The sequence below is a fragment of the Streptomyces sp. SDT5-1 genome, from assembly GCF_052245995.1.
Lineage (GTDB): Bacteria > Actinomycetota > Actinomycetes > Streptomycetales > Streptomycetaceae > Streptomyces.
The window spans coordinates 4,503,924-4,523,233 of the sequence record NZ_CM125963.1; the positions used below are offsets into that span (position 1 = coordinate 4,503,924).

The 19,310-nt window shown below is 72.3% G+C and carries 20 protein-coding genes, 2 tRNA genes and 1 other RNA gene; 8 read left to right on the forward strand and 15 right to left on the reverse strand.

Features of this window, described 5'->3' with window-relative positions; translation table 11 throughout:
* Window positions 1-14: 14 nt before the first annotated feature.
* From ACTWJ8_RS20740 to ACTWJ8_RS20775, 8 genes are all read right to left on the reverse strand, one after another.
* Window positions 15-953, reverse strand: coding sequence for an RNA polymerase sigma factor SigF (locus ACTWJ8_RS20740; protein WP_356386267.1), 939 nt, complete (start codon window positions 951-953; stop codon window positions 15-17).
* Between the two features lie 246 nt (window positions 954-1,199).
* Window positions 1,200-2,024: an RNA polymerase sigma factor SigF gene (locus ACTWJ8_RS20745; RefSeq protein ID WP_356386265.1), complete on the reverse strand. Its 825-nt coding sequence runs from the start codon at window positions 2,022-2,024 to the stop codon at window positions 1,200-1,202.
* Window positions 2,025-2,248: 224 nt separating this feature from the next.
* Window positions 2,249-2,542: a Dabb family protein gene (locus tag ACTWJ8_RS20750; RefSeq protein ID WP_356386262.1), complete on the reverse strand. Its 294-nt coding sequence runs from the start codon at window positions 2,540-2,542 to the stop codon at window positions 2,249-2,251.
* 15 nt (window positions 2,543-2,557) lie between these two features.
* The gene (locus ACTWJ8_RS20755; RefSeq protein ID WP_356386762.1) at window positions 2,558-2,728 is read right to left on the reverse strand and encodes a hypothetical protein; all 171 of its coding nucleotides are present in this window, start codon (window positions 2,726-2,728) and stop codon (window positions 2,558-2,560) included.
* A 429-nt stretch (window positions 2,729-3,157) separates the two neighbouring features.
* Window positions 3,158-3,245 (reverse strand) — tRNA-Ser (locus ACTWJ8_RS20760).
* Window positions 3,246-3,255: 10 nt separating this feature from the next.
* Window positions 3,256-3,714 (reverse strand): tRNA adenosine(34) deaminase TadA, encoded by a 459-nt coding sequence (gene tadA / locus ACTWJ8_RS20765; protein WP_356386736.1) that lies wholly within the window; start codon window positions 3,712-3,714, stop codon window positions 3,256-3,258.
* Window positions 3,715-3,802: 88 nt separating this feature from the next.
* Window positions 3,803-4,354, reverse strand: a complete 552-nt coding sequence (locus ACTWJ8_RS20770; protein WP_443259986.1) for a tRNA adenosine deaminase-associated protein — start codon at window positions 4,352-4,354, stop codon at window positions 3,803-3,805.
* Between the two features lie 215 nt (window positions 4,355-4,569).
* Window positions 4,570-4,785: a hypothetical protein gene (locus ACTWJ8_RS20775; RefSeq protein WP_356386254.1), complete on the reverse strand. Its 216-nt coding sequence runs from the start codon at window positions 4,783-4,785 to the stop codon at window positions 4,570-4,572.
* Between the two features lie 128 nt (window positions 4,786-4,913).
* Between ACTWJ8_RS20775 and upp the strand changes: the two genes are divergently transcribed.
* Complete coding sequence (gene upp, locus ACTWJ8_RS20780; RefSeq protein ID WP_356386251.1) at window positions 4,914-5,549, forward strand: uracil phosphoribosyltransferase; 636 nt, start codon at window positions 4,914-4,916, stop codon at window positions 5,547-5,549.
* 68 nt (window positions 5,550-5,617) lie between these two features.
* Here the strand turns inward: upp and ACTWJ8_RS20785 are convergent, their stop codons facing one another.
* The 5 genes from ACTWJ8_RS20785 to ACTWJ8_RS20805 form a co-directional block, all read right to left on the reverse strand.
* The gene (locus tag ACTWJ8_RS20785) at window positions 5,618-6,262 is read right to left on the reverse strand and encodes a LytR C-terminal domain-containing protein (protein WP_356386248.1); all 645 of its coding nucleotides are present in this window, start codon (window positions 6,260-6,262) and stop codon (window positions 5,618-5,620) included.
* 98 nt (window positions 6,263-6,360) lie between these two features.
* Window positions 6,361-6,657 carry a type II toxin-antitoxin system VapB family antitoxin gene (locus tag ACTWJ8_RS20790; RefSeq protein ID WP_003955420.1) on the reverse strand — a complete coding sequence of 99 codons (297 nt, stop codon included), beginning with the start codon at window positions 6,655-6,657 and terminating at the stop codon, window positions 6,361-6,363.
* A 241-nt stretch (window positions 6,658-6,898) separates the two neighbouring features.
* A complete protein-coding gene (locus tag ACTWJ8_RS20795; RefSeq protein ID WP_356386245.1) occupies window positions 6,899-7,036 on the reverse strand; it encodes a hypothetical protein in 138 nt (45 codons plus the stop codon).
* 56 nt (window positions 7,037-7,092) lie between these two features.
* Window positions 7,093-7,419 (reverse strand): hypothetical protein, encoded by a 327-nt coding sequence (locus tag ACTWJ8_RS20800; RefSeq protein ID WP_443259987.1) that lies wholly within the window; start codon window positions 7,417-7,419, stop codon window positions 7,093-7,095.
* A gap of 114 nt (window positions 7,420-7,533) precedes the next feature.
* Window positions 7,534-8,133 carry an HhH-GPD-type base excision DNA repair protein gene (locus tag ACTWJ8_RS20805; protein WP_443264948.1) on the reverse strand — a complete coding sequence of 200 codons (600 nt, stop codon included), beginning with the start codon at window positions 8,131-8,133 and terminating at the stop codon, window positions 7,534-7,536.
* Window positions 8,134-8,267: 134 nt separating this feature from the next.
* Here ACTWJ8_RS20805 and ACTWJ8_RS20810 point away from each other — a divergent pair, with 134 nt between their 5' ends.
* Together ACTWJ8_RS20810 and ACTWJ8_RS20815 are read left to right on the forward strand one after the other, a co-directional pair.
* Window positions 8,268-8,609, forward strand: a complete 342-nt coding sequence (locus ACTWJ8_RS20810) for a cupin (protein WP_356386240.1) — start codon at window positions 8,268-8,270, stop codon at window positions 8,607-8,609.
* A 51-nt stretch (window positions 8,610-8,660) separates the two neighbouring features.
* Window positions 8,661-10,562, forward strand: coding sequence for a propionyl-CoA synthetase (locus tag ACTWJ8_RS20815; protein ID WP_443259988.1), 1,902 nt, complete (start codon window positions 8,661-8,663; stop codon window positions 10,560-10,562).
* Here ACTWJ8_RS20815 and ACTWJ8_RS20820 read toward each other — a convergent pair.
* Together ACTWJ8_RS20820 and ACTWJ8_RS20825 are read right to left on the reverse strand one after the other, a co-directional pair.
* A complete protein-coding gene (locus ACTWJ8_RS20820) occupies window positions 10,539-11,246 on the reverse strand; it encodes a sensor domain-containing protein (RefSeq protein WP_356386234.1) in 708 nt (235 codons plus the stop codon). The two genes, ACTWJ8_RS20815 and ACTWJ8_RS20820, sit on opposite strands and share 24 nt — an antisense overlap.
* 168 nt (window positions 11,247-11,414) lie before the next feature.
* Window positions 11,415-11,499: transfer RNA gene (locus tag ACTWJ8_RS20825), tRNA-Ser, on the reverse strand.
* A gap of 131 nt (window positions 11,500-11,630) precedes the next feature.
* On the opposite strand from ACTWJ8_RS20825, the gene ffs reads away from it, so the two are divergent.
* From ffs to ACTWJ8_RS20850, 5 genes are all read left to right on the forward strand, one after another.
* Window positions 11,631-11,729, forward strand: an RNA gene (ffs, locus tag ACTWJ8_RS20830) — signal recognition particle sRNA small type.
* A gap of 67 nt (window positions 11,730-11,796) precedes the next feature.
* The gene (locus ACTWJ8_RS20835) at window positions 11,797-14,058 is read left to right on the forward strand and encodes a DNA polymerase III subunit gamma and tau (RefSeq protein WP_443259989.1); all 2,262 of its coding nucleotides are present in this window, start codon (window positions 11,797-11,799) and stop codon (window positions 14,056-14,058) included.
* A gap of 161 nt (window positions 14,059-14,219) precedes the next feature.
* Complete coding sequence (purD, locus tag ACTWJ8_RS20840) at window positions 14,220-15,473, forward strand: phosphoribosylamine--glycine ligase (protein ID WP_443259990.1); 1,254 nt, start codon at window positions 14,220-14,222, stop codon at window positions 15,471-15,473.
* Between the two features lie 328 nt (window positions 15,474-15,801).
* The gene (locus ACTWJ8_RS20845) at window positions 15,802-17,547 is read left to right on the forward strand and encodes a hypothetical protein (RefSeq protein WP_443259991.1); all 1,746 of its coding nucleotides are present in this window, start codon (window positions 15,802-15,804) and stop codon (window positions 17,545-17,547) included.
* A 196-nt stretch (window positions 17,548-17,743) separates the two neighbouring features.
* On the forward strand, window positions 17,744-19,276 hold the full coding sequence (locus ACTWJ8_RS20850) for a N,N-dimethylformamidase beta subunit family domain-containing protein (protein ID WP_356386161.1): 1,533 nt from the start codon (window positions 17,744-17,746) through the stop codon (window positions 19,274-19,276).
* Window positions 19,277-19,310: the final 34 nt, after the last annotated feature.

The window sequence follows — 19,310 nt, forward strand, 5'->3', positions numbered from 1 at the left end:
CCCGGGCCGGTCGGTCAGTCCGCGATCAGGCCCTCGCGCAGCTGCGCGAGTGTCCGCGTGAGCAGCCGGGAGACGTGCATCTGCGAGATGCCGACCTCCTCGCCGATCTGCGACTGCGTCATGTTCGCGAAGAACCGGAGCATGATGATCTGGCGCTCGCGCGGCGGCAGCTTCGCGAGCAGCGGCTTCAGCGACTCCCGGTATTCGACGCCCTCCAGGGCCGTGTCCTCGTAACCGAGGCGGTCCGCGAGGGAGCCCTCGCCGCCGTCGTCCTCGGGCGCGGGGGAGTCGAGGGAGGACGCCGTGTACGCGTTGCCCACCGCGAGGCCGTCGACCACGTCGTCCTCGGAGACGCCGAGCACGGCGGCGAGCTCGGGGACGGTCGGCGAGCGGTCCAGCTTCTGCGCGAGCTCGTCGCTCGCCTTGGTCAGGGCGAGCCGCAGCTCCTGGAGGCGGCGCGGCACCCGCACCGACCACGAGGTGTCGCGGAAGAAGCGCTTGATCTCGCCGACGACCGTGGGCATCGCGAAGGTCGGGAACTCCACGCCGCGTTCGCAGTCGAAACGGTCGATCGCCTTGATCAGGCCGATCGTGCCGACCTGGACGATGTCCTCCATCGGCTCGTTGCGACTGCGGAAGCGGGCCGCCGCGTACCGCACGAGCGGCAGGTTCAGCTCGATCAGGGTGTCGCGGACGTACGCCCGCTCCGGGCTGTGCTCGTCGAGCGTGGCCAGACGCAGGAACAGGGAGCGGGACAGGGTGCGGGTGTCGATGGAACCCTGCGTCGGGGGCGTCCCCGACACCTCGGGGCTCTCGGCGGGCTGCGCCGGAACCGACGTGGGAACAGGAGCGTCGATCAGCGCGGCAGGCATCTGCTCGCCCAACCCATCGGTCGCGGCGGGCGCGCCGGGCGTGAGCGTGAGCACCTTCGAGCTGCCCTGGTCTGCGGACATGCCACCCCCTTGAGGTCGCGGACGGTCGCGGCGGACGCTCCCGTCAGGTAAGAGCGCAGCCTCCACCTGAATACCGGACGCGGGGCTGCGCCAAACGCCGTTCCAGCAGAATGTCACATGTCGGCAACACGCTGTAGTGACATGTCGACATGGAAGGGGCGGATCGGCGCAGGAAACAGGGGGTGTGGCGGGTGGTGAAACGGTTCCCGCCGGGAAAGCCCCGCGAGGGTGGTCTACCCGTTCGAGTTACGCATCGATCCTGTTTGCGGAACGAAGTCTGGCGAAGCTGCGGGCGAGGAGCCTTGACACGTGCATCTGCGAGACACCGAGTTCCGCGCTGATCTGCGACTGCGTGAGATTGCTGTAGTACCGGAGCAGCAGGATCCGCTGCTCGCGTTCGGGCAGCTGTACGAGGAGGTGCCGTACGAGGTCGCGGTGCTCGACGCCGTCCAGCTCCGGGTCCTCGTAGCCGAGCCGATCGAGCAGGCCCGGCATGCCGTCGCCCTCCTGCGCCGCCTCCAGGGACGTCGCGTGGTACGAGCGGCCGGCCTCGATGCAGGCGAGCACCTCCTCCTCGCCGATGCGCAGCCGCTCGGCGATCTCGGCGGTGGTCGGTGAGCGGCCGAAGGCGGTCGTGAGGTCCTCGGTGGCGCTGTTCACCTGGACCCACAGCTCGTGCAGGCGGCGGGGCACGTGCACGGTCCGTACGTTGTCGCGGAAGTACCGTTTGATCTCGCCGACGACGGTGGGCATCGCGAAGGTCGGGAACTGGACGCCGCGGTCCGGGTCGAACCGGTCGATGGCGTTGATGAGCCCGATCGTGCCGACCTGGACGACGTCCTCCATCGGCTCGTTGCGGCTGCGGAAGCGGGCCGCGGCGTAGCGCACGAGCGGGAGGTTGGCCTCGATCAGGGCGCCGCGCAGGCGGGAGTGCTCCGGGCTGCCCGGGGGGACGTCCTTGAGCTGGGCGAAGAGCACCTGGGTCAGGGCGCGGGCGTCGGCGCCGCGGCTCTTCGGGGTCGTGGGCGGTGCTTCTTGAGGCGCAGTACTGGCCGGCACGGTCAACTCCACCTCTGTTTCCGTCAACTCATCGGTCAAAAGCGGTCATAGCATCACAAGACATGTGCACTGTGTGCAAGCACCGCATAACTCCGTGTTGAAGCCCTAGTTGAGGGGTGGAGAGGGGAGCGGCGGGGGCGCGGGAGGGCGTGCGAAGGGGCGTGGGACGCGCGAGAGCCCCTCACCGATTCCGGTGAGAGGCTCCTCGATCGTGTGACGCGGCGGGGGCGCCGGGCTCAGAACTCGTAGTCCGCGATCACCCACGTGGCGAACTCGCGCCACATCGCGACGCCCTCCTGGTGCGCGGGGTGCTCGAGGTACCGCTTCAGGGCGTCGGTGTCCTCGACGGCCGAGTTGATCGCGAAGTCGTAGGCGATCTCGCGGTCGGTGATGTTCCAGTCGCACTCCCAGAACCTCAGCTCGGGGATCTTCTCGCCCAGGGCGCGGAAGGCCTCGACGCCGGCGGCCACGCGCGGTTCGTCGCGGCTCACGCCGTCGTTGAGCTTGAAGAGGACCAGATGGCGGATCACGGTTGCTCCCTGGGGCTACTTCCCACCGTTGACGACCCAGGTCATGAAGTCGCCTATGGACTGGGCGGCGGACGATACGCCTTCGAACCCTATCTGGACGTAGTCGGCGGCCTTGGCGGGGTCCGTGATGATCACGTACAGCACGAAGACCACCCCGACGAAGAGCGCGATTTTCTTCGACTGCACCACGTTGCTGCCTCCCCGTACCCGGATCCGATCCCGTGCCCCTGCCGGCCGGCGGCGAGTCTAACGCGGACGATCACCTACGTGACCTTTAAGGACCAACGGCCTCCGGTTATGGGTCCTTTGCCGCCGTCCAAGACCCCCGCAAAGCGGCAGTATTGGTGATGAGCCCGGAGGGTCTGGCAGGAATCCGAAGGGCAGGGACGCGACCCCGACTGCGGGGTCCACGCCGCGACTTCCCCCCTGAACGCGGCGCGGACTACGGGAGCCGTCCCCACCGGGGGGAGTGGTTTGTCCCCCCGATACCACTCCCCCCGACCCCCACCACGACGCAAAGAGCCCCGACACCTTTCACCGGCGCCGGGGCTCTCCGTATGCGCATGGGCGGATACGACGAAGAGGGCGGATCCGGATGGATCCGCCCTCTTCGGGTGGCGGTAGCGGAGGGATTTGAACCCTCGGAGAGTTTCCCCTCACTCGCTTTCGAGGCGAGCTCCTTCGGCCGCTCGGACACGCTACCGAGAGGAACTCTAGCCCATTGTGGGCCGTGGTCTGAAATCCGTATCCCGGAAGAAGCGGATCAAGGGCTCCGCGCACTCGTCGGCGAGCACTCCGGAGATCACTTCGGGCCTGTGGTTGAGCCGCCGATCGCGGATCACGTCCCACAGCGAACCCGCCGCGCCCGCCTTCTCGTCGCGCGCCCCGTAGACGACCCGGTCGACCCGCGACTGCACGAGCGCGCCCGCGCACATCGTGCACGGCTCCAGGGTGACGACGAGCGTGCACCCCGTGAGCCGCCACTCGCCGTGCCGCCGCGCCGCCCGACGGAGCGCGAGCACCTCGGCGTGGGCCGTCGGATCACCCGTCAGCTCACGCTCGTTGTGCGCGACCGCCAGTACGGTCACCCCGTCCGGCGCCAGCACGACGGCGCCGACCGGCACGTCACCGCCCGCCGCGGCGGCCCCGGCCTCCGCCAGGGCCCGCCGCATCGACGGCGCCCACGGATCGCGTACGGGATCGGGCACGGCCGCGGAGGAAGAGGAAGGTGTCACGGCGAGGAATGTATCCCCGGCACGCTCAGCGCACCGCCTCGAGGACCTCCGATGCGCCCAGGGCGTCGGCGATCTCGCTCAACGCCTCCGACCCGTCGAGCGTGAGCAGATCCTTCTCGGCGACGCCCAGGTCGGCGAGGACCTCGCTGTCGCCGAGCGGCCCCGGCGGCACCACCTCGGCCCCGGCGTCGTCGTCGGAACCGTCCTCACCGTCCGGTTCTCCGTCCTCCGTCCCGTCCAGGTCGAGGGCGTCCAGGTCGTCCACGGCGTCCGAACCGTTCGGAGCCTTGCCGAGCAGTTCGTCGGTGAGCAGGATCTCGCCGTAACTGCTGCGGGCGGCCGCGGCCGCGTCGGAGACGTAGATGCGAGGGTCCTCCTCGCCGTCGATGCGGACGACGCCGAACCACGCGTCCTCTTGTTCGATGTAGACGAGGACCGTGTCGTCCTCGGCGCCGGCCTCGGCCGCCGCCTCGCGGGCCAGGTCGGACAGGTCCGACAGGGTCTCCACGTCGTCGAGCTCTGTGTCGCTCGCTTCCCACCCGTCTTCGGTGCGCGCGAGCAGTGCGGCGAAGTACACCGTGACTCTCCCACTGGTCTCAGGTGTGCCGGTCGGGAATCCCCCCGGCGGGGTTGTGGAGGCGGGGAGTGCAGTTCAAGCCCCGCCCACTCGGAATCGTGGCAGAAAGTACGGCTCCAAGAGAGGTCTTCCGCGCGCTGTGTTCGCGGCGCGTCTTCCGAGGCCCCCGAAACGGACCCGGCGCCCCCGCTCCGCACCGGGTCCCGTGAGCCTCGTCACCAGCGAAACGTGCGCATCCGCATCTGCTGACGCATCCGTGCGGCCCGGGCGCGGCGCGGCTGGACCCTGGCCCGCAGCTCGCGCGCCTCGGTGAGTTCCCGCAGGAAGACGGCCCGCCTGCGCCTGCGCTCGGCGTCCGTCTCCTCGTCGGGCACGGCCCCGGCCGTCTCCGGCCGCCGGCCTGACCGCTCCCCGTGCTTCTCGTCCGCCATCGCCACACCACCCCAGTCCGCCCTCGTCGGCGCCAGTCGGCGAGTCCCTTCCACCTTCCCTCCGCACCCACCGTTGATGCCACCGCGCGGGGGAGCCGGGGCCCTGCGGCCCGGTTACTGTTGAGGACATGCGGATCCACGTCGTCGACCACCCTTTGGTGGCGCACAAGCTCACCACGCTGCGCGACCAGCGCACCGACTCCCCGACCTTCCGGCGCCTCGCCGACGAGCTGGTCACCCTGCTCGCCTATGAGGCGACCCGGGACGTGCGCACCGAGCAGGTCGACATCGACACCCCGGTCGCGCGCACGACGGGCGTCAAGCTGTCGCACCCGCGCCCGCTGGTGGTGCCGATCCTGCGCGCGGGCCTCGGCATGCTCGACGGCATGGTGCGGCTGCTGCCGACCGCCGAGGTGGGCTTCCTCGGCATGGTCCGCAACGAGGAGACCCTTCAGCCCGCGACGTACGCGACGCGGATGCCGGACGACCTCTCCGGGCGCCAGGTGTACGTCCTGGACCCGATGCTCGCCACGGGCGGCACGCTCGTCGCGGCGATCCAGGAGCTGATCAAGCGCGGCGCCGACGACGTGACGGCCGTCGTGCTGCTGGCCGCCCCCGAGGGCGTCGAGGTCATGGAGCGTGAGCTGGCGGGCACGCCGGTGACCGTCGTGACGGCCTCGGTCGACGAGCGGCTCAACGAGAACGGGTACATCGTGCCGGGCCTCGGCGACGCCGGGGACCGCATGTACGGGGTCGCCGAGTAACCGGTATCCGAAACGGAAAAAGCCGCGGACCTGTCGTCCGCGGCTTTTCGCTGTCCGGAGCCGGTGTGTCAGCAGCCCTTGCCGGAGGCCGAGGGCTTCGGCTTCGGGTGGCTCAGCGCCGCCAGCGCCTTGTCGGCGGCCGGCTTCTTGGCGAGCTTCTTGAACCCGGAGCCGATGATCAGGTCGACCTCGGCGGGCTTGTCGCGCTTGTCCGCCTTCAGCTCGGCGCCGGTCAGCTGCGTGCCGAGGACGGGCAGCGCGGCCTCGGTGGCGGCCGACGCGCCGAGCAGCACGCCGGGGCCCTTGACCTTCTTGTCGTAGGCCTTCGTGGCGTTCCCGACGTCACCGATCTTGAAGCCGCGCTTCTTCAGCTCGTCCGCGGTGTCCTTGGCGAGGCCGCTGCGGGCCGTGGCGTTCAGGACGTTCACGGTGATCTGGGAGGGCTTCGGCAGCTTCTTGGCGGCCGGGGACGGCGACGCGCTCGGCCGCTTCTCGCAGGCGCCGGACTTCGCCCCCGCGGCGCTGGCCTTGTCGCCGCCCGTGAAGACGTCGACCAGCTGGAAAGAGCCCCAGCCGATCAGCCCGATCGCGGCGACGGACGCGACGACCGCGAGCACGATCCTGCTGCGCGGGCGGCCGCGCCGCATGCGGGGGTATTTGTCCCCTGTGATGCGGTATTTGCCGCCCATGCCGGGTGGAGTGAGCATGCTCATGAGCGCAGCGTAATCCGACGGACCGACGATGCCTATTAAATGATCACGGTCAGTCGCTCAGTCCAACCCAAAAGGGCCAATACGGCCGTGAGGCGGGGTCAGCCGAGCTCGAGCACGCGTGCGTGCAGCACCTGGCGCTGCTGGAGCGCGGCGCGCACGGCGCGGTGCAGGCCGTCCTCCAGGTAGAGGTCGCCCTGCCACTTCACGACGTGCGCGAAGAGGTCGCCGTAGAACGTCGAGTCCTCGGCGAGCAGGGTCTCCAGATCGAGCTGGCCCTTGGTCGTCACCAGCTGATCGAGGCGGACCGGGCGCGGCGCGACGTCCGCCCACTGCCGGGTGCTTTCCCGGCCGTGGTCGGGGTACGGCCGGCCGTTTCCGATGCGCTTGAAGATCACACGGAAAGCCTACCGGGCGAGGCTCTCCGGGCGCAGCCATGGGGACGCTGTGCGGGGCGGGTAAATACCGGTCGCAACCGGTTCCAACCGGGACCGGTCGAGCCGCCCATCGGGGCCTGAAATGAGTGGCGCGGCGGGTGAGTTGGTGAAGGAGGGCGTGTTCGCGGCTCTTCCGGGGTAGTCGCGCGCGCCGTGTTGACGCGTGGTTCCCCGCGCCCTTCGCGGGCGCGGGGAACGGGTGTCAGCGGTCGTCCTTCTTGTCCGGCGCGCGCCGGATCCGCGGCTCGGGCGGGGGAGTCCGCTCCGCCGCGGCACGCTCGCCGCGGGCGGCCTCGGCGCGCATCAGGGCACGCAGGAGCGCGTACGGGTCCTTGGGCATGGGGTACTGCCGTCCTTCGCGAAGTGGGTGCGTACGGGTCCGGTGGTCGGGACCCGTCAGCAGCGCAGGACGACGGTGCGCAGGGCGGTGCGGGACGGCGCGGTGGGCGGCTCGGCGTGCGCGGCGCGCGGCGGGGCGCACGGAGCCGTGGCCGGGCGGATCAGGACAGGGCGCCGCGCGGGCGCCCTGGGCCCCGCCTCGGGCGACCCGCGCAGCTCCTCGCCCGGCTCGCAGGCGGCGGACGAGACGGCGGGCGGCGCCACGGCCGCCTCGGCGGAGCCGCCGACGACCGGCGCGCACAGCAGCGCGACGACCACCAGGAGCGCACGCACCAGCGCCGCGCCCCGGCACCCGGGGCCGACCCGCACCGGCACACCACCCATGCCCGCTCATCTGCCCGGCCGGGCCGTCGAGGCGATCCCCGCGCGCGTAGAACCCCTCTCATGGGCTACACACCGGGGCGCGGGCGTGACGCCCGCGCGCGAGGGCTCCCCGGGCTACGAGGTCTTCTTCGCGGCCTTCTCCGCCTTCGCCGCCGCCTTCATCTCCTGCTTGTGGGCGCGGACCTTGGCCAGGGAGTCGGGGCCCGTGATGTCGGCGACCGAGCGGAAGGCGGTGGGCTCGCCGTAGGCACCGGCGGCCTCGCGCCAGCCCTCCGGTTGGACGCCGAGCTGCTTGCCGAGGAGGGCCAGGAAGATCTGGGCCTTCTGCTTGCCGAAGCCGGGAAGGTCGTTGAGGCGCCGCAGCACCTCCTTGCCGCTGTCGACGCCCTCCCACACGGCCGCCGCGTCCCCGTCGTAGTGATCCACGAGGTACTGGCACAGCTGCTGCACCCGCTTCGCCATGGAACCGGGGTACCGGTGCACGGCCGGCTTCTCGGAGAGCAGCGCGGCGAAGGCCTCGGGGTCCCGGGCGGCGATCTCGTACGCGTCCAGGTCGTCGACGCCCATGCGGGTGGCGATGGTGCGCGGGCCCGCGAACGCCCACTCCATGGGCACCTGCTGGTCGAGCAGCATCCCGACGAGCGCGGCGAGCGGGCTGCGGCCGAGCAGTTCGTCGGCGGCGGGCTCCTGGGCGAGGTGGAGGGTGACGTCCATGCGGCTCTTACGGCTCATACGTCGATGATCGCGCCGCGCCGCCGAGGACGCCATGCCGGGCCCCCGCCGCGGCGGCGCCACGATCGGGCCCCACCGCGTCGCATGGGCCCGCCGTCCCGGGTAACCCTGACGTCATGACTGCCACGACACCCGCCCCGTACGATCTCGCGGCCCTCGCCGACGAGCACCTGACGGCCGCCCGCAAGGCCGAGCACGGGCGCAGCGCGGAACTCCTGGTCAAGGAGGACCCGCTGCTGCGCCAGAGCGTCATCGCGCTGACCGAGGGCAGCAATCTGGAGGAGCACAACGCCCCGCCCGCCGCCACCCTCCAGGTGCTGCGCGGCCGCGTCCGCCTCACCGCGGTCTCCGGCGACGTCACCCTCGCGCAGGGCCAGCTGCACCCGATCCCGCAGGAACGGCACGGGCTCGTCGCGCTGACGGACGCCGCCGTCCTGTTGACGGCGGTCACCGCGTGACCTGATCGTGTTTCCGTCGCTTCCGCGGGAACTGCGCTAAGGAGTGCGGGCATGCCGTCGTACCAGGAAGTCTTCCGAGCGAGCACCGACGACCCCGAGGGCTTCTGGCTCGCGGCGGCCGGCGCGATCGACTGGGACACGCCGCCGACCCGCGCCCTGGACTCCTCGCGGGCGCCCTTCCACCGCTGGTTCCCCGACGGCACGCTCAACGTCTGCCACAACGCCCTCGACCGGCACGTCGCGGCCGGCCGCGGAGCCCAGCCCGCACTCGTGTACGACTCGCCGGTGACCGACACCACGCGCACGTACGCCTACGAGGAGCTGACCGAACTGGTCGCGACCTTCGCGGGCGTGCTGACCGGGCTCGGCGTGACCCGCGGCGACCGGGTCGTCATCTACATGCCGATGGTCCCGGAGGCCGTCGTCGCGATGCTCGCCTGCGCGCGGATCGGAGCGGTGCACTCGGTCGTCTTCGGCGGATTCGCCGCGAACGAGCTGGCGGTCCGCATCGACGACGCCGCACCGAAGGTCGTCGTCTCGGCGTCCTGCGGCATCGAGGGCTCCCGCGTCGTCCCCTACAAGCCGCTCCTCGACCAGGCGATCGACCTGTCGACGCACAAGCCGGACGCCTGCGTGGTCCTCCAACGCCCCGAAGGGCCGGGCGAACTGACGCCGGACCGGGACTTCGACTGGTCGGACGCGATGCGCGCCGCGAGCCCCGCCCCGTGCGTCCCCATGGCGGCGACGGACCCCCTGTACGTCCTCTACACCTCGGGGACGACCGGAAAGCCCAAGGGTGTCGTCCGCGACTGCGGCGGCTACGCGGTGGCCCTGCGCTGGTCCATGGAGGCCGTGTACGACGTGGGCCCCGGCGAGACCATGTTCACCGCGTCCGACGTCGGCTGGGTCGTCGGCCACTCGTACATCGTCTACGCCCCGCTCCTCGCCGGCGCCACGACCGTCCTCTACGAGGGGAAGCCCGTCGGCACCCCGGACGCGGGCCAGTTCTGGCGGGTGGCGGCGGAGTACGGCGTGAAGACGCTGTTCACGGCGCCGACGGCGTTCCGCGCCATCAAGAAGGTCGACCCGGAAGGCGCGTTCACGCGCGCGTACGACCTCAGCGGCCTGAAGTACCTCTTCCTCGCGGGGGAGCGGCTCGACCCGGAGACGTACCACTGGGCGAGCCAGCTGCTCGGCATCCCGGTGATCGACCACTGGTGGCAGACCGAGACCGGCTGGCCGATCGTGGCGAACCCGGTGGGCATCGAGGCCGCTCCGGTGAAGGCGGGCTCCCCGACGTTCCCGCTGCCGGGATGGGACGTGCGCGTTGTGAACGGTGACGGGAAGCCGGTGCCGCCCGGCGAGGACGGCGCGATCGTGGTGCGCCTCCCCATGCCGCCCGGTTCGCTCCCCACCCTCTGGAACGACGACGAGCGCTTCGTCTCCTCGTACCTCTCCGCCTTCGACGGCTACTACCTGACCGGCGACGGCGGACACATCGACGAGGACGGCTACGTGTTCGTGATGGGCCGGACCGACGACGTCATCAACGTCGCGGGCCATCGCCTCTCCACTGGCGGCATGGAGGAGGTTCTCGCCTCGCACCCCGATGTGGCGGAGTGCGCGGTGATCGGCGTCGCTGACTCCCTCAAGGGCCAGGTCCCCCGCGGCTTCGTGGTCCTCAAGTCGGGCGTCGACTCCGACCCGGCGGTGGTCGAGGCGGAACTCGTGCAGCTCGTACGGGACCGGATCGGCGCCGTGGCGTCCCTGAAGGACGTCGCCGTGGTGGCGGCGCTGCCCAAGACCCGCTCCGGCAAGATCCTGCGCCGCACCATGCGCGGCATTGCCGACGGCCTGGACGAACCAGTGCCGTCGACGGTGGACGACGTGTCGGTCCTGGACGCGCTGCGCCCGGTCCTCACGCGGGGCTCAGCGGGTGGCGCCCAGCATTGAGCGGATCGCGACGCGGTCCAGGCTCGTCAGGGCGCGCACCAGCAGCGGCGTCAGGAAGACGAGCAGGAACCCGATCGCCGAGACCGCGGCGACCTGCGCGGGCGACTCCACGTAGTACGCGTGGTGCACGCCCGCGTCGGTCGTGAAGTCGTAGATCCGGTAGCCGGGCCAGTCCAGGTAGCGGTGGAACACCCACGAGTAGGTGGGGAACAGCGCGACGACCCAGCCGGTGACCCAGAACGTGACGGTCACCACGAACGTCAGGACGCGCCACGGAAACATCACCACCTGGAAGAGCAGCGCCTTCCACCCGGCGCCGTCCGCGAGCCGCCCGCGCAGCCCGGCGGCGGGCGCGGCCGGCGCCGCCACATCCATCCCGAGCAGCGCACGCGCCCGCCCCCGCTCGCCCGCCGCGAGCCCGCGCGCCCCGCCCAGCGCGCCCGCGAGCACCGGAAGACCGACCCACACGACGAGCGTGCTCACACCGAGGCAGAACATCGTCACGGCGAACACGAACCCGGCGATCGCGACGGGCAGCGACGTCAGCGCGTGCCCGATCTCCCCATACGTGACACGGGAGAACGGAGCCCGCCAGAACCCGGGCCGCCGCACCGGCTTCGCGTACTCCGGGTACGAGACGCCGGCACGCACGGAGGAATCAGAGAACAAGCTGGTCGAGGTCATGCCACAACCCTCCCGATTCCCGGCCTCGCGGGACATGGGGCTGCGGGGTGTCTTGGGGGTGGGGTTTTCCCCAGGAAGCCGACCGGGCCCGCCGGACGACGACATCGACCACGACAACGAACAACGACAAAGGCCCGGACCGATCACTCGGTCCGGGCCTTCTGCCTGCGGAGGATACGAGATTCGAACTCGTGAGGGGTTGCCCCCAACACGCTTTCCAAGCGTGCGCCCTAGGCCTCTAGGCGAATCCTCCGCTGGAGACATTACATGACCGGAAGGAGTGCTCGCGAACTCGATCCCCTCGGTCGGATCGATGATCGGATCGGTGTGGGGAGCGAGGGCCGGAGCAGGTGGTTTCGGGCCGTCCCGAGCATGTACTCTGGGCGCAGCCCCTCACGTGGCGCTATCTGACTGAACTCCCCCAGGGCCGGAAGGCAGCAAGGGTAGGTCGGCTCTGGCGGGTGCGTGGGGGGCGTTTACGTTTCCGGGGCGGGGCGCGCATACCCGTGGGCGGGTCCGGTTGTCAGTGGGCGCCTATAACCTCGTATGCGTGTCGTCTCTCGCGCTCTACCGCCGCTACCGCCCGGAGTCGTTCGCCGAGGTCATCGGGCAGGAACATGTGACCGACCCGCTGCAGCAGGCGCTGCGGAACAACCGGGTCAATCACGCGTACCTGTTCTCGGGCCCGCGCGGCTGCGGCAAGACGACCAGCGCGCGCATCCTGGCCCGCTGTCTCAACTGTGAGCAAGGTCCCACCCCGAACCCGTGCGGGGAGTGCCAGTCGTGCCGCGACCTCGCGAGGAACGGGCCGGGGTCGATCGACGTCATCGAGATCGACGCCGCTTCGCACGGTGGTGTCGACGACGCGCGCGATCTGCGCGAGAAGGCCTTCTTCGGGCCCGCCAGCAGCCGCTACAAGATCTACATCATCGACGAGGCGCACATGGTCACCTCGGCGGGGTTCAACGCCCTGCTGAAGGTGGTCGAGGAGCCGCCCGAGCACCTCAAGTTCATCTTCGCCACGACCGAGCCCGAGAAGGTCATCGGGACGATCCGGTCCCGTACGCACCACTACCCGTTCCGGCTCGTGCCGCCGGGGACGCTGCGCGACTACCTGGGCGAGGTGTGCGCCAAGGAGGACATGGCCGTCGAGGAGGGCGTGCTGCCCCTCGTCGTGCGGGCGGGCGCAGGTTCGGTGCGTGACTCCATGTCGGTCATGGACCAGCTCCTCGCCGGCGCAGGCGAGGACGGTGTGACGTATGCCATGGCGACCGGTCTGCTCGGGTACACCGACGGCTCGCTGCTCGACTCGGTCGTCGAGGCGTTCGCCACGGGTGACGGCGGCGCCGCCTTCGAGGTCGTGGACCGCGTCATCGAGGGGGGCAACGACCCGCGGCGGTTCGTGGCCGACCTCCTCGAGCGGCTGCGGGACCTGGTGATCCTGGCCGCCGTTCCGGACGCGGCGGACAAGGGGCTCATCGACGCTCCGGCCGACGTCGTGGAGCGGATGCAGGCGCAGGCCTCCACGTTCGGCGCGGCCGAGCTGAGCCGCGCCGCGGACCTCGTCAACGAGGGACTGACCGAGATGCGTGGGGCCAACGCCCCGAGGCTTCAGCTCGAGCTGATCTGCGCGCGCGTGCTGCTGCCCGCCGCGTACGACGACGAGCGTTCGGTCATGGCCCGCCTCGACCGCATCGAGCGCGGCGGCGTCTTCACCCCGGCCGGGCAGGGGGGCGCGCCTCCCATGGCGTACGTTCCCGGGCCCGACGCGCACGCGGCCCCGCAGCCGACCGTGGAGCCCGGCGGTGGTCCCGCCGCCGCGCGGGCCGCGGTGCGTGGTGGGGGAGCGAACGCCGGTCCCGCGCAGGCCCCCGCGGCCCCGCAGGCTCCCCCGGCTCCGGTGGTCCCGCAGGCCCAGGCCCCCGCGCCCGCTCCCGCCCCGGCCCCCGCTCCCGAGGCCCAGCCGCAGCAGCCCGCCCCCGCGGCGCCCGCTTCCCCCGGCTCCTGGCCCACCGCGACCCCGGCCGGAGGCGGCGGCACTGCCGGAGGCGGTCGCAGGCCCGGCGGATGGCCCACGGCCGCGGCGGCCGGTTCAGGGCAGTCGCCCGCCCCGTCGCCCGCCCCCGCCCCGCAGGCGCAGACCCCGCAGCAGTCGAGCCCGGCACCGGCGCCCGCCGCACCGGCACCGGCCCCGGTCGGCGGCCCCGACCCCCGCACGCTGTGGCCGAACATCCTGGAGGCGGTGAAGAACAAGCGCCGCTTCACCTGGATCCTGCTCAGTCAGAACGCGCAGGTGACGGGCTTCGACGGCACCACCCTCCAGCTCGGCTTCGTCAACGCGGGAGCGCGCGACAACTTCGCGAGCAGCGGCAGCGAGGACGTCCTGAAGGCGGCCCTCGCCGAGCAGTTCAACGTGCACTGGAAGATCGACGCGGTCGTCGACGCCTCCGGCGGCGGTGGCGGCGGCGCGCCCGCGCCCGGCGGATACGGGGGCGGAGGCTACGGCGGCGGAGGCGGCTACGGCGGTGGCGGCGGTGGCTACGCGCCCGCCCCCGCTCCTGCCCCGGCGCCCGCGCCCCCGGCCCAGTCCGCACCGGCCGCGCCGTCCGCCCCGTCCACGTCCTCGGCCCCGCCGAGCCCGGACCCCACCCCGGCCCCCGCGCCCCCGGAACCGCCCCGCCGCTCGGTGTCGGTCGAGGACGACATCCCGGAGGACGACGACCCGGACCTGGACGAGAACGCGCTGTCGGGCCACGACCTGATCGTCCGTGAACTGGGCGCGACGGTCGTCGACGAGTTCATGAACGAGTAGCGGCCACCGCCGCGCGTACGCGGGCGACGGCGACGGGTCTGGGCGACGGGGCTGGGCGACCGGTCTGGGCGACGGGCCTGGAGGAACGCACAAGCCCTGCCCCGGCCCGCCTTGGGTGGCCCGTACAAGACCACCCCGGCCGTGCGGATAGGCTGACCGGCGTGAAGGTCCTCGTCATCGGCAGCGGCGCCCGCGAACACGCCCTGTGCCGCTCAATGTCCCTCGACCCCGACGTCACCGCCCTGCACTGCGCTCCCGGCAACGCAGGCATCGCCGAGGTCGCCGAGCTGCACGCGGTCGACGCCCTCGACGGCGCCGCGGTCACCGCCCTGGCCCGGGAGCTGGAGGCCGACCTCGTCGTCGTCGGGCCCGAGGCGCCGCTGGTCGCCGGTGTCGCCGACGCGGTCCGCGCCGCCGGCATCCCCGTCTTCGGCCCGTCCGGCGAGGCCGCCCAGCTGGAGGGCTCCAAGGCGTTCGCCAAGGACGTCATGGCCGGCGCGGGCGTCCCCACGGCCCGCTCCTACGTCTGCACGAACGCCGCGGAGATCGACGCCGCGCTCGACGCGTTCGGCGCCCCGTACGTCGTGAAGGACGACGGCCTCGCCGCGGGCAAGGGCGTCGTCGTGACCGACGACGTCGAGCAGGCCCGCGCCCACGCGAACGCGTGCGAGCGCGTCGTCATCGAGGAGTTCCTCGACGGCCCCGAGGTCTCGCTCTTCGCGATCACCGACGGCACCACCGTCGTGCCGCTCCAGCCCGCCCAGGACTTCAAGCGGGCGCTCGACGACGACAAGGGCCCCAACACCGGCGGCATGGGCGCCTACTCGCCGCTGCCGTGGGCCGACCCCAAGCTGGTCCAGGAAGTCCTCGACACGGTGCTCCAGCCGACCGTCGACGAGATGGCGCGGCGCGGCACCCCGTTCTCCGGGCTGCTCTACGCCGGTCTCGCGATCACCAGCCGCGGCGTCCGCGTCATCGAGTTCAACGCCCGCTTCGGCGACCCCGAGACGCAGGTCGTGCTCGCCCGCCTGAAGACGCCGCTCACCGGCGTCCTGCTCGCGGCGGCCAACGGCACGCTGGCCGACCTGGAGCCGCTGCGCTGGAGCGACGACGCGGCCGTCACCGTCGTCGTCGCCTCGCACAACTACCCCGGCGCCCCGCGCACCGGCGACCCGATCACCGGTCTCGACGAGGTGGCCGCCCAGGATGCCCCGCACGCGTACGTGCTGCACGCCGGCACCAAGCGCGACGGCGACGCGGTCCTCAGCGCGGGCGGCCGCGTGCTGTCCGTCACCGCGGTCGGCGGCGACCTGACGCAGGCCCGCGAGCGCGCCTACGCCGCCGTGGACCGCATCGGCCTCGACGGCTCGCAGCACCGCACGGACATCGCCGCGAAGGCCGCCGCCGGGCACTGACGCAGACCGGTTCCGGGCGGGCCACACCCTCGCCTGCCCGGCGCCGGATGTCACCTACCTCTGCCCAAAGCCATTCCATCGAGTGACCGCTGGCCCAACCGGCTGACGAGGCCGGAAGCCCCAACTAGGGTGCGGCGCACGGAGTTACGGCACCCGCGCGATCCGCGCAGAACCAGACGGACCACCGGCATTGCGATGTCAGTGGCGGGTGCCATTGTGGGGGAGTGAGCAACGCCACCAGAGCTCTGCCGTGGGTTCCGGCCTCCGGTTGGGCAAGAGGCATGGGCAGCAGGGGGTGACATCGGTCGTGTCCGGTATGGGTGTGGAGATGGGTGCGCGGACCGCGCGCGCCCGGGCCCTCGCCGTGCTGCGCATCCGCAGCAGGGCGACGGCTCTCGCGCTGCTGCCCGCGGCCGCCTCCGTGGTGCTGCTCGCCGGCGGTGCCACAGGACATCTGACGGGCGGTGGCTGGGACGTCGCGCGCGTCGTCGTGAGCGCGGTCGCCGTCGTCGTCCTGCTCGCGGCCGCGGTCGTGGCCCTCGTCGTGGCGCGCGCCCGCCCGGCCGTGAGTCCCACGGTCCCGATCGCCGAGAAGTCCGCCCCCGACCTGTACCGGATGGTGCGCGACCTGGCCGACCGCCTGGAGGTCCCGGCGCCCTCGGCGATAGCGCTCACCCCGGACTGCGACAGCTGGCTCGAGGACCGTACGCATCCGGCGCACGGCCCGCCCGCGCCCCTCGGCGGCGACCCGAAGGCTCCCGCCGCGCCCGTCCTCGTCATCGGCTCCCCGTTCCTGTGGTGGATGCGGGTGGGCGAGCTGCGTGCCGTGCTCGCCCCGGTCGTCGCCGGCACGGGACCCTCGGCGCACCCCGACATAGCGGCGGCCCGGCGCTTCATCCGCGGCCTGGACGCCGCGGTGGCGGTCTCCTCGTCGGGCAGCCGCGGCCCGCTGGCCCGCGCGGTGCTCGGCGGCGTCGGCAAGGTCGCCAGGCTGCTGCTCACCGGGTGCCGGGTGCACGCCGCCGAGATGGAGCGCGGAGTGGCCGCGGCGGCGGCCGAGCGCGCCCAGGCGGTGGACTACGGGCTGCGGATCGTCGCCCAGGAGCAGGTCGGGCTCGCGTACGCGGGCTGGGACCGGCTGCTCACCCGGGTCGCGCTGCCGGCCTGGCGGATGGGCCGCTGGCCGGCCCGGCTCGACGCGGGGGTGGTCGCGGCGCTGACCGAGCTGTCCCGGCGCGATCGCCTCGCCGCGCAGGACGGTTCCTTCGCTTCGCGGCTCGGCGAGCGTCCCGCGTGCGATCTGCTCGAGGAGCCGGGGACGGTGGACGAGGCGGCGTCCCTGCTGGCCGCGCGCCTCTTCCACGGCGGTCCGGCGGAGCGGGGGCCGGACTGGGCGCCGGTGGACTGGCAGGAGTATCCGGACGAGGTGGTGGACCGGAAGTGGCGCCTCGATGCGGCGAGGTTGCATCGGGTCCTGGACGCGTTGGGCGTCCACGCCCCGTCTGAGCGGTCCGACGGGCCCACGCTTTCCCGAGTCCTCGACCACCTGGCCGTTCCCACGACACGGGGCTCCGCCCCGGACCCCGCTGCTCAATCGCCGCAGGGGCTTGAATGTGCCGGACCGGACGATGCCGTGCCCGATCTTGGCGACCCGCACGACGACCGTGACGCCCCCCGACTCGACGCGCTCTCCGGGGCCCTCGCCGCCGAAGTGGCTCGGGAGGAGCAGGCGCGGCCGGTGGCCGCGGGGCCGCCCGCGGGGCAGGGGAGTCCGGACGGGGCGTTGTGGGACGAAGGGGCGCTGCCCCTGTTCCCGCTGCAACCGCCGCGCAGCGGCAGGGAGTTGCTGGCCGACCACGTCACGGCGATGGTCTGCTGCGCCGCCGTGGACACCGCCGGCGCGACACCCGGCCTCGACTGGCTGGACGGCCCCTCGCTCCTGGTCGACGGGGAGCGCGCCGCCGATCTGTCGCCCCGCGTGCTGAGCCTCGTCGAGGACGGCGACGCGGAGCCGCTCAAGGACTGGCTGTCCCGGCAGGGCGTCCGCGCCGAGAAGCCGGTGCGCCTGGTCTGAGCCCGAGCGGCCCTCAGCAGGCCCCACCGCGCCTCACCCATCACGCCCAACTCCGGGAAACCCGGAGGGAACCGTTCCACTCTCGTCAATTCACGACGAACGGTGACGGAGTGCGTGCGTAATGTGATGTGCTTGGACCGGTCACGGACGTGAGGCCGTGCGCGAGGGTTCGGGGGAGCGAGGGAGGGGAGCCGGCATGTCGGACAGGGCGGGGAAGCCGAAGGACCTGGCGAGCAAGGACATCCCCGCGCCCCGCGCGCACACGCCCCGCTGGGAGTCGGGCGCGCTGGCACACGGCGTCACGGACCCGTTCGGACAGGGACCGCTCCCGTGGCTGCGCGGAAGCGAGCACTATTTCGACGACACCGGTCATGTCGTCCCCTGGTACGTCGACCACGCGTCACGGCCCGGCGCGCCCGACGTCCCGGCCCCCCGCACCAGCGGCCCCCGCACCGCCGACGACGTGCACCGCCAGATCAAGGGCTTCACGTCGAGCGGCGCGGTCTCCCCCGGCGAGGCGATCGACTTCCACATCACCGTGGACCCGCCCCAGCAGTTCAGCGTGGACGTCTACCGCATCGGGCACTACGGCGGCGACGGCGCCCGCAAGATCACCACCAGCCCGCGCCTCTCCGGCATCGTCCAGCCGCCCCCGCTGACCGCGGACCGCACGGTCTCCTGCCACCACTGGTGGCTGTCGTGGCGGCTCCAGATCCCCTCGTACTGGAACGTCGGCGCGTACGTCGCCGTGCTCACGACGCAGGACGGGTACCGCTCGCACATCCCCTTCACGGTCCGCGACTCCGAGCCCGCCGACCTGCTGCTCCTGCTCCCGGACATCACCTGGCAGGCGTACAACCTGTATCCGGAGGACGGGCGGACCGGCGCGAGCCTGTACCACGCGTGGGACGAGGACGGCCGGCTGCTCGGCGAGAGCGAGGCCGCGATCACGGTCTCCTTCGACCGCCCGTACGCGGGCGCGGGCCTGCCCCTGCACGTCGGGCACGCCTACGACTTCATCCGCTGGGCGGAGCGGTACGGGTACGACCTCGCGTACGCCGACGCCCGCGACCTGCACGCCGGCCGCATCGACCCGACGCGCTACCGGGGCCTGGTCTTCCCGGGACACGACGAGTACTGGTCGGCGAACATGCGCCGCACGACCGAGCTGGCCAGGGAGAACGGGACGTCGCTCGTCTTCCTCTCCGCCAACACCATGTACTGGCAGGTGGAGTTGGGGCCCTCGCCCTCCGGCGTCCCGGACCGGCTGCTCACCTGCCGCAAGCGCAGAGGGCCGGGGAAGCCGACGCTGTGGCGGGAGATCGACAAGCCGGAGCAGCAGCTGCTCGGCATCCAGTACGCGGGCCGGGTCCCCGATCCGCACCCGCTGATCGTGCGCAACGCGGACCACTGGCTGTGGGAGGCGACCGGGGCGCACGAGGGGGACGAGATAGAGGGCCTGGTCGCCGGCGAGGCCGACCGCTACTTCCCGCGGACGTCCCTGCCCGAGCACCAGGACCGCATCCTGCTGGCCCACTCCCCGTACCGCGACAGCGACAAGGCCCGCAGACACCAGGAGACATCGTTGTACCGCTCGCCGTCCGGAGCGCTGGTCTTCGCGTCCGGGACGTTCGCCTGGTCCCCCGCCCTCGACCGCCCCGGCCACGTCGATCCCCGCATCCAGCGGGCGACGGCGAACCTCCTGGACCGCATCTGCAAACGGGACTGAGGAGACGGACCCCACACCCCGCGGCGGCACCCGT